Below are 13,518 nucleotides of genomic sequence, written 5' to 3'. Positions count from 1 at the left end.
GGTTGTCTTTTACAGAGCGCAGGAAACGCAACCCTGCACCTCAGTTCCTTGTAGCGCCATCTGACGCAGGCGGATGTAATAAAGGGTTTTAATCCCTTTCTTCCAGGCGTAAATCTGCGCCTTATTGATATCACGCGTGGTGACGTCATCACGGAAGAACAGCGTCAGTGACAGCCCCTGATCAACGTGCTGGGTGGCTTCTGCGTAGGTATCAATAATCGCTTCTGGCCCAATCTGGTAGGCATCTTCATACATCTCCAGATTGTCATTGGTCATAAACGGTGCCGGATAGTAAACGCGGCCGGTTTTACCCTCTTTACGGATCTCAATACGCGACACAATCGGGTGAATACTTGATGTGGCGTGATTGATATACGAGATCGAGCCGGTCGGTGGAATCGCCTGCAAGTTCTGATTATAGAGGCCATGTTGCATGACTGCCGCACGCAGCGCCTGCCAGTCCGCCTGGGTTGGCAGAGTAATACCGGCATCGGCGAACAGCTTCGCTACGCGTTCAGTGCGTGGCAGCCAGGCTTTCTCGGTGTACTTGGTGAAAAACTCACCGTTGGCATATTGCGACTGCTCAAAACCATCAAAGCGTTGATTACGCTCGGTGGCGATGCGGTTCGAACTGGCAATCGCATGGTAAGTAATGCAATAGAAGTAGAGATTGGTGAAATCCAGCGCTTCTGGTGAACCATAACGCATACCTTCACGTGCCAGGTAGCCATGCAGGTTCATCTGGCCGAGGCCGATAGCATGTGAACGGCGGTTGCCTTCAGCCACCGAAGGCACTGAGTTGATCTCACTCTGATCGGAAACGGCAGTCAGCGCGCGAATCGCCACATCTACGGTTTGCGCAAGGTCACGTGAATCCATCGCATGGGCGATGTTCAGGGAACCGAGGTTACAGGAGATATCTTTACCCACTTTACGGTAAGTCAGGTCGTCGTGATATTCGCTGGCGTTATTGACCTGCAAAATCTCCGAACACAGGTTGCTCATGTTGATGCGACCGGCGATCGGGTTACTGCGGTTCACGCTGTCTTCATACATGATGTACGGATAGCCAGATTCGAACTGAATCTCGGCCAGCGTCTGGAAGAAGTCACGCGGGTGAATATAGGTTTTACGGATACGGTCATCCGCCAGCATCTCTTCGTAGAGATCGCTGATGCTGATATCACCAAAGGCTTTACCGTAGATACGCTCAACGTCATACGGTGAGAACAGCGCCATGTCGCGGTTCTCTTTTGCCAGCTGGAAGGTGATGTCCGGGATCACGACGCCCAGTGACAGCGTCTTGATGCGGATTTTCTCATCGGCATTTTCACGCTTGGTGTCGAGGAAACGCAGGATATCCGGGTGGTGTGCGTTAAGCCACACCGCGCCCGCGCCCTGACGCGCACCCAACTGATTCGCGTAGGAGAAGGCATCTTCCAGCATTTTCATCACGGGAATCACGCCGGAAGACTGGTTCTCAATACGCTTGATAGGCGCACCAGCTTCACGCAGGTTCGAGAGCAGGAAAGCCACACCGCCGCCGCGCTTAGAGAGCTGCAGCGCAGAGTTCACCGCACGACCAATCGACTCCATGTTGTCTTCGATGCGTAACAGGAAGCAGGAGACCAGCTCACCGCGCTGCTGTTTACCGCAGTTCAGGAAGGTGGGGGTCGCGGGCTGGAAGCGGCCACTCAGAATCTCTTTCAGCAGCGCGCGTGCCAGGGTTTCGTCACCCTGTGCCAGTGCCAAAGCCACCATGCAGGCACGCTGCTCAAAGGTTTCCAGGTAACGTTTGCCGTCGAAAGTCTTCAGCGTATAGCTGGTATAGAACTTCCATGCGCCAAGGAAGGTGCGGAATTCAAAACCAAACTCTTCTGCTTGCTGGTGCAGGCTGTCGAGGAAGCCGATGTCGTACTGATTCAGCACGCTCGCTTCGTAGTAGCCTTCGTCAACCAGATAGCGCAGACGTTCCGCCACATTGGCAAAAGGCACGGTATTAGGTTGAACGTGTTGCAGGAAGAACTGACGTGTGGCTTCGTGGTCTTTCTCAAACTGGATACGGCCATCGGCATCGTACAGGTTGAGCATTGCGTTCAGGGCGTGATAATCCAGCCCTACGCCATTGAGTGTGTCTGTTGTTGCCAAAATTTGGATACTCCCGCTTTGACATTAGCGACATCGTCGGGGGTTCCCATGAGCTCGAAGCGGTACAGATAGGGAACCTGGCATTTTTGCGCAATGATGTCGCCTGCGAGGCAAAAACCCTCGCCGAAATTACGGTTACCCGCTGCGATCACACCACGAATGCCACGACGATTATCGTTATCGTTAAGAAACTGTATAACTTGTCTGGGCACGGAACCACGCGCACTGCCGCCGCCATAGCTGGGCACCACGAGAATATAAGGGTGTTCAACATGCAAAGTCTGCCCGAGATCAACCGGAATACGGCGAGCGGGCAGACCCAGACGAGCAATGAATTTGTGCGTGTTTTCCGACTGGCTCGAAAAATAGACCAGTGGGAACATCGCGTTACGCCCCGACAGCGGCTAGCTGGCGCAGGTTCGCAATTTTGTCCGGACGGAAGCCGCTCCAGTGATCGTCATTGGCCATCACTACCGGCACCTGACGGTAACCGAGAGATTTCAGGCTGTCGATATGTTCTGGTTGGGTGTCCAGGTTGATGAGATCGTAGTTGATACCATTACGATCCATGGCATTTTTCGTGGCATTACACTGGACGCAATTGTTCTTGGTGTAAATAATAATGCGCATGATTCGTATTTTCCTTTGGGTCGCGATTAAACAGCACTTAAGCGAAGCAAAAGGGTTGACTTTTTCGCTTCGTTCCGGGTGTTGCCTAGTGTCTGGTTGATGAAGTGAATACTAGATGTAGTATTTAAAGACGTCAACACACCAGATATAGGGTTTTTAGCTTAGCTGAGACACTAGGCGGGAAAGACCAGGAATCATGCGGCCCTGGCTGATAGCAAGAGAAAAAAAATATTTTTACTGCGAAACACGTTTTGAAAAGACTGTTGAAACCCTGCGCAAAAGACAAAAAGAAGCCCCACACGAGGTGAGGCTTTTCTTAGTCGAAATCCGTTAGCGGCGCGACACTAACAGGGCACCGATCACTAAACCGACCGCAGCGCCAATACCAACGCCATACCAGGGTTTGTCATGCACATAAGCATCCACCTGGTAACCAGCGTCGCGCGCTGCCTGGCCAACACGACCATTGCCGCTGAGCTTAGCGCGGGTGCGTTTTAGCAGCGCTTCTGCCGAGCTGCGGGCATTGCTGACCTCATCTTTCGCTTCGCTACCGTAGGATTTCAGCAGCGATTCCAGCGTATCGGCCAGCTCATTCACATCCTGGTTGATATCAACATCATCAATTTTTGGTGTTTTGTTGAACATTTTTTCGCTCCCTTTGATTTTAAACGCAATACTAAGTGTAGTAGAGGAAACAGGAAACGCTTCGGTGGGCAGCGGTTTAGGGATAATTCCGAATGCCCCCGGCAGCCCGGCTGTTGTAAGGTTGCGGGGCTTGAGAACAGAGGAGTGAGCATGTATTTACGACCGGATGAAGTGGCGCGTGTATTGGAGAAGGCGGGGTTTGAGGTGGACGTGGTGACCGCCAAAACCTATGGCTACCGCCGTGGCAACAGCTATGTGTATGTGAACCGTGAAGCGCGGTTAGGCAGAACGGCGCTGGTGATCCACCCGACCCTGAAAGAGAAAAGCCAGGTCTTTGCCGAACCGGCTTCCGAAATGAAAACGTGCGACCACTATACGCAATTCCCGCTTTATCTGACCGGAGAGAGCCACGAGCATTACGGCATTCCGCACGGTTTCAGCTCCCGCATGGCGTTGGAGCGTTATCTGCAAGGCGTATTTAGCGAGTAATCCCACCCTGCTAAATGGGGCGGGGCCGGCGTTGTGTATCTGACGTTGCAATTCTTCGAATCGCAGCGTATAAACCTGTGTCCATATAGATGTACAGACGTCCATATGGAATTTTATGACGCAACCAACGCAAACTTCAGAAACCCCATTCAAACGGACCATGAAAGTCCGCCATCTGGTGATGCTCTCGCTAGGCGGCGTGATTGGCACCGGTCTGTTCTTTAACACCGGCTACATTATCTCTACTACCGGGGCCGCCGGGACGCTGCTGGCTTACCTCATTGGCGCGTTAGTGGTATGGCTGGTGATGGTGTGCCTGGGCGAACTTTCCGTCGCGATGCCGGAGACCGGCGCATTCCATGTGTATGCGGCCCGCTATCTCAGCCCCGCGACCGGCTACACCGTCGCCTGGCTCTATTGGTTAACCTGGACTGTGGCGCTGGGTTCCAGTTTCACCGCCGCCGGATTTTGTATGCAGTACTGGTTCCCGCAGGTGCCGGTCTGGATCTGGTGTCTGGTGTTCTGCCTGGCCATCTATCTGCTGAATACCATCTCTACCCGTTTCTTTGCCGAGGGGGAGTTTTGGTTCTCCATCGTTAAAGTGGTGACGGTGGTGGCGTTTATTCTGCTGGGTGGAGCAGCCATCTTTGGCTTTATTCCCTTGAAAGACGGCAGTGCGGCACCGGGGTTAAGCAACCTCACCGCACATGGCTGGCTCCCGCACGGGATTCTGCCGATTATCATGACCATGGTGGCGGTGAACTTTGCTTTCTCCGGCACCGAATTGATCGGCATTGCCGCAGGTGAAACAGAGAATCCGCAGCGCGTGCTGCCGCTGGCTATCCGCACCACCGTTGCGCGCTTGATTATCTTCTTTGTTGGCACCGTGCTGGTGCTGGCGGCGCTGATCCCGATGGACCAGGCGGGCATTGTTAAAAGCCCGTTTGTGATGGTGTTTGAGAAAATCGGTATTCCGTGGGCGGCAGATATCATTAACTTCGTGATTCTGACGGCGATCCTCTCGGCAGCCAACTCCGGGCTGTATGCGTCAGGCAGAATGCTGTGGTCGCTGGCGAATGAAAATACTCTGCCGCGCTGCTTTGCCCGGGTCAATAAACGCGGTGTCCCGATGCTGGCGTTGACCGTGAGCATGTTAGGTGGCGTGTTGGCGCTGCTCTCCAGCGTTATCGCGCCGGATACGGTATTTGTGGCCTTGTCTGCAATTTCAGGGTTTGCGGTGGTGGCGGTCTGGTTGAGCATCTGTGCGTCGCACTACATGTTCCGTCGCCGTCATTTGCAAGAGGGGAAAGGGCTGGAGGAGCTGGTTTATCGTGCGCCGCTCTACCCACTGACGCCGATTCTCGGTTTCATCCTCTGCCTGGTGGCCTGTGCCGGACTGGCATTCGATCCCTCACAGCGCATTGCGTTGTGGTGTGGCATCCCGTTTGTCCTGCTGTGCTATGCCGCTTATCACCTGACTCATAAGCGCCTCGCCGCCGCAGAAGCCGAAAGCTAAACCAAAAAAATGCCCCGGTTGTTACCGGGGCATTAGACGTTAGCGAGAGTTAGCTCTTTTGCGGCACCTCTGGCAGCGCAAAGGCATACACTTCATCACCGCTGCGTGAACGCAGCTCACCGTGACCCCCTACCGCAATCACAATGTACTCTTTACCGTCTTTGCCCATAAAGACGGACGGGGTAGCCTGTGCTCCGGCAGGCAAGCGTGCCTGATACAGCAGTTTACCGGTGGCGGATTCATAAACGCGCAGGTACTGGTCAATGGTAGCGCCAATGATGAACAGGCCACTGCGCGTAGCAACACCACCGCCGAGGCTCATCATGCCAGTCTGCATCGGCAGGTTATAAGGAATACCCGCGGGGCCCATATCGCGGGTGGTCCCGAACTTCTGTGACCAGACTTGTTTGCCGGTTTCGAGATCGATAGCCGTCAATGTACCAAACGGCGGTGGAGTACAAGGCACTTCCGCCGGGTTGAGCCATGCGGTGATCTGCTCGACGTACGGCTGGCCATAAGCCGCCGCAATGGCATCTTTCAGGCCGCGCGGTGCGTTGTCCGTGTAGTCGGTAACCGGTTCGACCAGGCCACGTTTTTCTGCTTCGGCGCGTGGGATCAATCGGTTAGAGAAGGCCACATAGGTTGCCGGTGCAATAAAAAGATGACGCTTCAGGTCAATGGTCCCACCGGACCAGTCGGTCACGCCGTCATTGGCGGGCATGCCCAGTGCGCCTTTCACGGAAGGTGCGGTGAATTGTCCCTGGTAGTCATGCTGAGCGAAATCGATACGGCACCAGAGTTGGTCGAACATCGTGCCACCCCAGACATCGGTGGCTTTCAGATGAGGTGGACCCATTGAGGCCAAACCGGCGCTATAAGGCTGCGTTGGAGAGAGCCAGTCAGACTGCTCGCCGCTCACCGGCACTTTACGCTCTTCAATCGGGAATACCGGCTTACCGGTCAGGCGGTTAAGGACAAACAGCTCACCGCGCTTGGTGGTTTGTACCAGCGCGGGAATGGTGCCGGTTCCCGTTTTGGCTGGCAGATCAACCAGGGATGGGCCAACCGGGACATCCAAATCCCAGACATCATGGTGCGTAGTCTGGAAGGCCCAGACCTGCTTACCGGTATCAAGATTTAAAGCCACAACGGAACTGTTGATCTGATTATCTACCGGACGGCGCGTTTTACCCCAGTAGTCAGGTGTTGCATTGCCGGTTGGGATGTAGACCAGATTATTTTTCACATCTGCGGTGTAAGTCCCCCAGGCGTTTGGCGTACCGCGTGTGAATTGATCGCCAGGTTGCAGTTTCTCATTAGGATCTTTACGTGCGGCATCCCATGACCAGACCAGTTGGCCGCTGACCGCATCCCAGGCACGAACCACGCCGGATGGCTCATCCAGTGCCCGGTTATCATCGACCGTTGCGCCCTCAATAATCAGGTTTTTCACCACCAGTGGCGCAGAGGTCGGGGTGTAGAAGCCTGGCTGAACCACGCCCATTCCTTCTTTCATATCGATAAAACCGTTGTGACCAAAATCGGTGCAGCGCTCGCCTGTTTTGGCATCCACGGCCATGATACGACCATCAAGGACCGGGCTAATAATGCGGGTTGCACAGGTCTGGCTGCCATCGGCGGCATGGTAGCCAGAATCGGCGGGTGCCTGCCACAAAGAGACGCCACGGCAGTTCATAAAGGTGTTGTGCGACAGATCGGCCTGGGGATCGTTTTCCCACAGGCGTTTGCCCGTTTGGGCATCCAGCGCCTGCACGCGGCCGCGTGGGGTACAGAGGTATAGCACATTATCAACGTGCAGTGGCGTCGCTTCAAAGGCGAAGAAAATCCCTTTGTCTTTCGCCACCTGAGGCAGCACATCACCGGTGGTGTAGTGCCACGCCACTTTCAAATCTTTCACGTTGCTGGCGTTAAGCTGCTCAAACGGCACGTAGCGGTCGGCAGCATGGGTGCCACCATAGGAGTGCCACTGGCTGTTATCTTCACCATCTGGTGAGGCATCTGGCGCGTTACGGTCGGCAACCCCGGTCTCTTCGACAACCGGGTCGCTGCGGTGCAGCCCCCAGTAAAGGGTTCCGGCGACAATCACCAGCGCGACAACGGCCACCACGGAGCGATTGCCAGAACTCAGCGGGCCGGGTTCAGTGATTTCGCCTTTACCCCGCAGTCCACGTCGAACCCAGGGGGTAACCAGCCATGCACCCAGGAAGACAATAACGTCGAAGCGTGGCAGTAATTTCCAGCCATTGAAGCCGACTTCATACAGTGCCCAAATCACGGTATAAATCGTTAGCGCAGCATATACCCATAGCGCCAGCCGTTTACCAAGAGCCAGCAATATTCCTGTTACAAGCAAAGCAATTCCGGCGATTAAGTAGTAGGTGGTATCACCCAGCCCCACCAGTTTTCCCCCGGCAAAGATTAAGGCTAAACCAATTAATGCATAGACTATTCCGCTAATAACGGGCCGTGCCGTTATAAAGCTGTACTTAGACATGATATTTCCTTACCTCAATATGATAATAAGCGACAAAAACATAATGAAAATCATATGGTTGTTTTGTTTGTGTCGCTGGTTTTATCAGCGTTTGTAACGCCTTGTTTTTTAATGAAACCTGATGATTTGAGTTGCACTGCACGTCCCGATGAATATTCAGGGCGATAAATATCCTCCTTAATAAAAAGGTTTATTTTTCTGAACGGGAATCGGTAATATTTATTTACATCCCTGCGTTTTCTGCGGTTATTATTTCCTTTTCATCGTTAAAGATGAAAGTAATACCGATAAAGCGCAGAGAGAATATTGGCCGACGAGAAAAAAATATCTGAAACAGAAATCATTATCAATAACACCCAGACTACATTTCGAATAAAAATTTCACAAAAATGCGTAAATGATGGGAATGCATCAAGAAATTTATAAATGAACCTCGTGGTTCGTTTTTTATTGAAATTATTTTCTTTATAAATCAGGCAACAATCGTTGAAGGGGAATATGAACAACAGAAGGGATTCCCTCCAGCTGGAGGGAATATTTCATCAGGCGATCAGTTCGCCGACGATCCGGCCTTTATCCATGCGCACCGCCCGGTCGCACATGTGATCGATAACATCGGGATCGTGGCTCACCAGCACCATGGTCAGGCCATCCTGCTGTTTAAGATCGTTAAGCAGGTTCAGGATCTCTGCCTGCACCGACATATCCAGCGCGGACGTGGGTTCATCCAGCAGCAGGATTTTCGGTTCCAGCAGTAACGCACGCACAATCGCAACACGCTGACGCTGTCCACCCGAAAGCTGGTGCGGATAGCGGTCTGCCAACGCCGGATCAAGGCCCACATGGCGAAAGCCCTGATCAATACGGTCATCAATGTTGTCGCGACGCAGTATTTTTAACGGTTCAGCCAGCGTGCGGCGCAGGCGATGACGTGGGTGCAGTGACGCGTAAGGGTCCTGGAACACCATCTGCACGTCACGACGCAACGCACCGGTAAACGGTTTTCCTGGCGTCACCTGGCAGCCTGCCAGGGCCATTTCACCCTGCCAGTGTGGATTCAAACCGGCCATCACCCACAGCAGTGAGGACTTACCGCAGCCAGAAGGGCCTACCAGACCAAAGCACTCTCCGGCCTGCACATTGAGATCGACATCATGCACCACGGTGCGCAGCTCGTAGCCCTGCTTATGGGCCACGTTGAGGTGGTTGAGCTTAATCACGCATAGCCTCCAGAGCAGCGCGGTCCAGCACCGGCAGCGCCTGGCCATGCGTGGCTTTGCTCGGGCGGCAGGACCACAGCGTTTTGGTGTAAGGATGGGTGGCGCGTGACAGATCGGCTGCGGGCAGCGTATCCAGCAGCTGGCCCTTGTACATCACCATCACCCGCTCACAGTGCTCTGAAACCTGTTGCAGATCGTGGCTAATCAACAGCAGCCCCATGTTTCTGTCTTCCACCAGTTGGCGGATCAGACCTAACACCTGATCGCGCATCGCATGGTCAAGGGCGGACGTGGGCTCATCGGCAATCAGCAGCTCAGGATCGGTGATCAACGCCATTGCCAGCATCACGCGCTGGCCCATGCCGCCGGAAAGCTGGTGTGGATAGCGCTGCATCAGCGTGCGCGGATCGGGCAGGCCGACCGCGTTGAGCATTTCGCAGACTTTCTCTTTCCGCTCCCCCCGGCCGAGCTTGCGATGTAGCTTAAGCGGCTCTTCCACCTGCCAGCCAATGGTGCGAGCGGGATTCAGAGCATACTTTGGATCTTGCATCACCATGGCCACGCGATGACCGCGAATGGCACACCACTCGCGCTCCTGTAGCTGTAACGCATTCGCGCCGACAACCTGCAACTGCTGCGCCTGCACCTGAAGCGCAGGGGAGAGCAGGCCCATCAGCGTGCGGGCGGTAAGGGATTTACCGGAGCCGGATTCGCCGACCAGCGCTACGCGTTCGCGGCCGATAGAAAAACTGATGTGATCCACCAGCAGCGCATCGTCGCTGCGGATCGCCAGCTTATCGACATGTATAAGATTATTTTGCATTGCGCGTATCCAGGCGGTCACGCAGACCGTCACCCGTCAGGTTAAACGCCAGGCTGGCAAGCAGAATGGCAGCACCTGGCGCTGCGGCTACCCACCACTGGTCGAAAATCACTTTACTGCCTTCGGCAACCATAGAACCCCACTCAGCCGTCGGCGGTTGCACGCCCATACCGAGGAAGCCCAGGCCCGCCGCCGCGAGAATAATCCCGCCAAGGCTCAATGCGGCCCGCACCACCGCGGTGGGCAGGCACAGCGGTAAAATATGCCCTGCCATCAAGCGCAGGCCATTGATTCCCTGCATCCGTGCGGCGGCCAGATAGTCACTGCGGCGCAGCGCCAGCGTCTCTGCACGCGCCTGGCGAGCAAACGGCGGCCAGCTGGTCAGGGCGAGGGCCAGCGCACCGTTCATGAGGCCGGGGCCAAGAATCGCGACCAGCGCCAGTGCAATCACCAGGTTAGGCAGCGACAGGAAGATATCCGTGATACGCATCAAGATGCGCTCAGTCCAGCCGCCAACGTAACCGGCGGTGATGCCGATCAGCAGGCCCACTGGAATGGTCAGGATCAGAATCAGCGCCACCAGCAGCAGCGTAGGACGCACGCCGTAGATCACGCGGGAGAGCAAATCACGGCCAAATCCGTCAGTACCAAACCAGTGTGTGGCATCGGGTGGCATCAGACGCAGGGTCATGGTTTGCAGATTAGGATCAAATGGCGCGAGCAGCGGGGCGAATAGCGCCATCAGAATCAGCAGCACCACCAGCGTCAGACCAATGCTGAGCGAAGTGATGCGCGCTTTACGCCGCTTCGGGCGCACTGTTTCCAGTTCAGAGAGTTGTTGTGTCATCGCGTTCTCGGATCGGTTAACCAGGTCAGGGCATCGGCCAGCGCATTAATCAGAATAAAGCAGCCGCCAATCAGCAGCGTGGCCCCCAGAATCGCCGGAACATCGCCGGAAAACAGGGCATTGGTCATGTAGCGTCCCACGCCAGGCCAGGCAAACACCGTTTCGGTTAATACCGAGCCTTCTAACAGCGTGGCATAAGAGAGAGCAATCACGGTGATCAGCGTACCCAGTACGTTAGGGAAAATATGGCGCAGCAGAATACGTGTACGCCCGGCCCCTTTTGCACGTGCCAGCACCACATACTCTTTACTGCTCTCTTCCAGCAGGGCGGCACGCAGCAGGCGCGTAATCCCCGCCATCGCCAGCAGGCCGAGGATCACCACCGGCAACCATAAATGGGCAATCGCATTGCGGAACATTTCAGGATCGCCAGAGAGTAAGCTGTCGATCAACACAAAGCCGGTTTTCGGTTCCAGCGTGTAGATCCAGATATCATCCAGCCTGCCAGGCCCGGCCGACCAGTGCAGCACCGCATAGAACAGCAGCAGCCCCAACAGCCCAAGCCAGAAGACCGGCACCGAATAGCCGAGCAGGGAGATAAGCCTGGCGAGGTTATCCATCCAGCTACCGGGTTTCCACGCCGCCAGCAGGGCCAACAGCACGCCAAAAAAGGCGGCAAACAGCATGGCACAAGACGCCAGCTCAATGGTGGCCGGGAAGGTGCGCAGCAAGTCCTGGCTCACCGGCTGATTGGTCAGACGCGAGATGCCTAAATCACCGTGGGCGAGATGGCTGATGTAGTGCCAGAACTGCATTAACACCGGCTGATCCAGCCCGAGATCGTGCCGCACCTGGGCGTAGGTCGCTTCGCTGGCGTGATCGCCTGCGATCTGCTGCACCGGATCGATCGGCGAGAAGTGCGACAGCATAAACGTAAAGGCCAGCAACCCCAGCAGGGTAACCAGCAAAGAGAGCAGGCTGGTGGCGATGCGCCCCAGCCGATGACCGAAAAGCCGGGCGGACCCGGCGTTATCTACTGCCATTACTTAGTGACCTGTGAGTAATAAACCATGTCCGGGTTAATACCCTGCTCGTAGCCCTTCAGGTTGCTGCGCAGGGCAATCAGGTTGCGTGCCTGGAGGCCAATCACATACGGTGAGCTTTTCAACACTTCACGCTGCATGGCTTGATACAGCACCACGCGCTTCGCCGGATCGCTCTCTGCCGTGGCTGCCAGCGTCTGTTTGCTCAACTCCGGAATGTGCCAGTCAGAGCGCCAGGCAATGGTTTTGCTGCCATCTTCCGGGTTATAGGCGAAGGACGCGGCGTTGGTGTTCGGGTCAAAGTAGTCTGCACCCCAGGCATTCAGGGTCGCCTGATACTTGTGTGCTTTGACGTTGGTGGAGACTTCGGTGCTGATACCCGGTTCAATCACCACTTTCACGCCACCTTTAGCAAAGCTCCCTTGCAACGCCTGTGCGATGTCCAGATACGGCGGCTGGTTGCTGGTGGAGAGGGTAAAGGTCACGTTGGTCAGACCGGCCTTCTGCAAAATCGCTTTGGCTTTTTCCGGGTCGTACTGATATGGCGTGTCATTCAGTGCGCCAGGGAAGCCCTTCGGTAAGAAGGTCTGGTGCACATCAAACTGGCCTTTTAACAACTGTGTGGCAATGCCCTGATAGTCGAACAGATAGCGTGAAGCTTCCCACAGTGCCGGGTTTTTCAGCACATCATTGGCACCGACATTGAACTGAATGTAGTAGAGCGAAGCCATTGGGTAAGCGGCGGTGGTGACGTCGTTTTTCCCTTTCAGTGCTGCAATCTGGTCTGCGCCCAGGTTACGTGCGATATCAGCATCCCCTTGCTCCAGCAGCAGGCGACGCGTGGCCGGTTCCGGTACGTTTTTGATCATCACATTTTTCAGCTGCGGCGCACCGGCAGGTGACGTCGGGTTCGCCGTCAGCAGTAACACTTCATGTAGCTTAGCGAGGCGGATTTGGTAAGGACCACTGCCCGCCGAATGGGTGGCAAGCCAGCCGTTGCCGAAGTCGCCATTTTTCGCATTGGCAGAGACGGTCTTCTCATCAACGATAGAAGAGACCGGAGCCGACAGCAGGCTTAGCACATACGCCGGGCTGACGTTGGCGCTCCAGCTGATCTCTACGTGGTCATCATCCACTTTCTTGAGATAGCTATCGACGTTCTCTTTATTCCAGCCCAGTTGGGTCAGGATAAATGAGGGATCGAGGTTCAGTTTCACCACGCGGCCGAGTGAGAAGATCACATCTTCCGGACGCAGTGGGTTACCGGAAGCAAACTTCGCATCTTTACGCAGGGCAAACGTCAGGCTGCGGTTGTCTTTGCCCGCCTGCCAGCTGGTGGCGAGTGTCGGTTCCAGCTTGATCGGATCTTTTGGATTGGACTGTACCAGGCGCTGATAGATGTTAGTGAAAGCTTGTACGCTGGTGAGTTCAAACCCTTTAGCCGGGTCGAAGCTGTCTGCATCATCAATGGACTGGGCGATCACCAGCGTGTCTTTCGGTGTAGCGGCCTGAGCTGCAAAAGCGGCAGCTAACGTCAGTGCCAGCAGGGAAAGTGTTGTTTTTTTCATGGGAAATCCTTGCTTTAAGAGTTACCGCGAGTGTACGTAAGGGCTGTAAACAAGAATAGTCAATTGTAGAGAAA

General features: G+C 55.0%; 12 protein-coding genes. 2 read left to right on the top strand and 10 right to left on the bottom strand.

What is annotated here, in order from left to right; all coding sequences use genetic code 11:
- Nucleotides 1-9 precede the first annotated feature (9 nt).
- The 4 genes from nrdE to B880_RS0123700 all read right to left on the bottom strand — a co-directional run bounded on the left by nrdE (nucleotide 10) and on the right by B880_RS0123700 (nucleotide 3,423).
- Nucleotides 10-2,148 carry a class 1b ribonucleoside-diphosphate reductase subunit alpha gene (gene nrdE / locus B880_RS0123720; protein WP_026042877.1) on the bottom strand — a complete coding sequence of 713 codons (2,139 nt, stop codon included), beginning with the start codon at nucleotides 2,146-2,148 and terminating at the stop codon, nucleotides 10-12.
- Nucleotides 2,118-2,531 carry a class Ib ribonucleoside-diphosphate reductase assembly flavoprotein NrdI gene (gene nrdI, locus B880_RS0123715; RefSeq protein WP_017349951.1) on the bottom strand — a complete coding sequence of 138 codons (414 nt, stop codon included), beginning with the start codon at nucleotides 2,529-2,531 and terminating at the stop codon, nucleotides 2,118-2,120. The genes nrdE and nrdI overlap by 31 nt, the downstream gene beginning before the upstream one ends.
- Before the next feature lie 4 nt (nucleotides 2,532-2,535).
- Nucleotides 2,536-2,778 carry a glutaredoxin-like protein NrdH gene (nrdH, locus tag B880_RS0123710; RefSeq protein WP_017349950.1) on the bottom strand — a complete coding sequence of 81 codons (243 nt, stop codon included), beginning with the start codon at nucleotides 2,776-2,778 and terminating at the stop codon, nucleotides 2,536-2,538.
- A 330-nt stretch (nucleotides 2,779-3,108) separates the two neighbouring features.
- Nucleotides 3,109-3,423: a DUF883 family protein gene (locus tag B880_RS0123700; RefSeq protein WP_017349948.1), complete on the bottom strand. Its 315-nt coding sequence runs from the start codon at nucleotides 3,421-3,423 to the stop codon at nucleotides 3,109-3,111.
- A 150-nt stretch (nucleotides 3,424-3,573) separates the two neighbouring features.
- On the opposite strand from B880_RS0123700, the gene B880_RS0123695 reads away from it, so the two are divergent.
- Complete coding sequence (locus tag B880_RS0123695) at nucleotides 3,574-3,912, top strand: DUF2002 family protein (protein ID WP_017349947.1); 339 nt, start codon at nucleotides 3,574-3,576, stop codon at nucleotides 3,910-3,912.
- A 115-nt stretch (nucleotides 3,913-4,027) separates the two neighbouring features.
- On the top strand, nucleotides 4,028-5,428 hold the full coding sequence (gene mmuP / locus B880_RS0123690; protein ID WP_017349946.1) for an S-methylmethionine permease: 1,401 nt from the start codon (nucleotides 4,028-4,030) through the stop codon (nucleotides 5,426-5,428).
- Between the two features lie 49 nt (nucleotides 5,429-5,477).
- Here the strand turns inward: mmuP and B880_RS0123685 are convergent, their stop codons facing one another.
- The 6 genes from B880_RS0123685 to B880_RS0123660 form a co-directional block, all read right to left on the bottom strand.
- Complete coding sequence (locus tag B880_RS0123685) at nucleotides 5,478-7,943, bottom strand: membrane-bound PQQ-dependent dehydrogenase, glucose/quinate/shikimate family (protein ID WP_017349945.1); 2,466 nt, start codon at nucleotides 7,941-7,943, stop codon at nucleotides 5,478-5,480.
- 542 nt (nucleotides 7,944-8,485) lie between these two features.
- Nucleotides 8,486-9,163 (bottom strand): ABC transporter ATP-binding protein, encoded by a 678-nt coding sequence (locus tag B880_RS0123680; protein ID WP_017349944.1) that lies wholly within the window; start codon nucleotides 9,161-9,163, stop codon nucleotides 8,486-8,488.
- The gene (locus B880_RS0123675; RefSeq protein WP_017349943.1) at nucleotides 9,156-9,986 is read right to left on the bottom strand and encodes an ABC transporter ATP-binding protein; all 831 of its coding nucleotides are present in this window, start codon (nucleotides 9,984-9,986) and stop codon (nucleotides 9,156-9,158) included. The genes B880_RS0123680 and B880_RS0123675 overlap by 8 nt, the downstream gene beginning before the upstream one ends.
- On the bottom strand, nucleotides 9,976-10,833 hold the full coding sequence (locus B880_RS0123670) for an ABC transporter permease (protein WP_017349942.1): 858 nt from the start codon (nucleotides 10,831-10,833) through the stop codon (nucleotides 9,976-9,978). Before B880_RS0123670 ends, B880_RS0123675 begins: the two co-directional genes overlap by 11 nt.
- A complete protein-coding gene (locus tag B880_RS0123665; protein ID WP_017349941.1) occupies nucleotides 10,830-11,876 on the bottom strand; it encodes an ABC transporter permease in 1,047 nt (348 codons plus the stop codon). The genes B880_RS0123670 and B880_RS0123665 overlap by 4 nt, the downstream gene beginning before the upstream one ends.
- A complete protein-coding gene (locus B880_RS0123660; protein WP_017349940.1) occupies nucleotides 11,876-13,444 on the bottom strand; it encodes an ABC transporter substrate-binding protein in 1,569 nt (522 codons plus the stop codon). Before B880_RS0123660 ends, B880_RS0123665 begins: the two co-directional genes overlap by 1 nt.
- Nucleotides 13,445-13,518: the final 74 nt, after the last annotated feature.

The sequence above is a fragment of the Pantoea sp. A4 genome (genome assembly GCF_000295955.2).
GTDB lineage: Bacteria > Pseudomonadota > Gammaproteobacteria > Enterobacterales > Enterobacteriaceae > Pantoea > Pantoea multigeneris.
The sequence above is the reverse complement of the archived record's forward strand: the minus strand, read 5'-3'. Positions and strand labels throughout refer to the sequence as shown.

Excerpts from the sequence above, each read along its gene's own strand:
- B880_RS0123665 (WP_017349941.1), bottom strand. The coding sequence starts at position 11,876 with ATGGCAGTAGATAACGCCGGGTCCGCCCGGCTTTTCGGTCATCGGCTG.
- mmuP (WP_017349946.1), top strand. The coding sequence starts at position 4,028 with ATGACGCAACCAACGCAAACTTCAGAAACCCCATTCAAACGGACCATG.
- B880_RS0123695 (WP_017349947.1), top strand. The coding sequence starts at position 3,574 with ATGTATTTACGACCGGATGAAGTGGCGCGTGTATTGGAGAAGGCGGGG.
- B880_RS0123660 (WP_017349940.1), bottom strand. The coding sequence starts at position 13,444 with ATGAAAAAAACAACACTTTCCCTGCTGGCACTGACGTTAGCTGCCGCT.
- nrdI (WP_017349951.1), bottom strand. The coding sequence starts at position 2,531 with ATGTTCCCACTGGTCTATTTTTCGAGCCAGTCGGAAAACACGCACAAA.
- B880_RS0123700 (WP_017349948.1), bottom strand. The coding sequence starts at position 3,423 with ATGTTCAACAAAACACCAAAAATTGATGATGTTGATATCAACCAGGAT.
- B880_RS0123670 (WP_017349942.1), bottom strand. The coding sequence starts at position 10,833 with ATGACACAACAACTCTCTGAACTGGAAACAGTGCGCCCGAAGCGGCGT.
- B880_RS0123685 (WP_017349945.1), bottom strand. The coding sequence starts at position 7,943 with ATGTCTAAGTACAGCTTTATAACGGCACGGCCCGTTATTAGCGGAATA.
- nrdH (WP_017349950.1), bottom strand. The coding sequence starts at position 2,778 with ATGCGCATTATTATTTACACCAAGAACAATTGCGTCCAGTGTAATGCC.
- B880_RS0123675 (WP_017349943.1), bottom strand. The coding sequence starts at position 9,986 with ATGCAAAATAATCTTATACATGTCGATAAGCTGGCGATCCGCAGCGAC.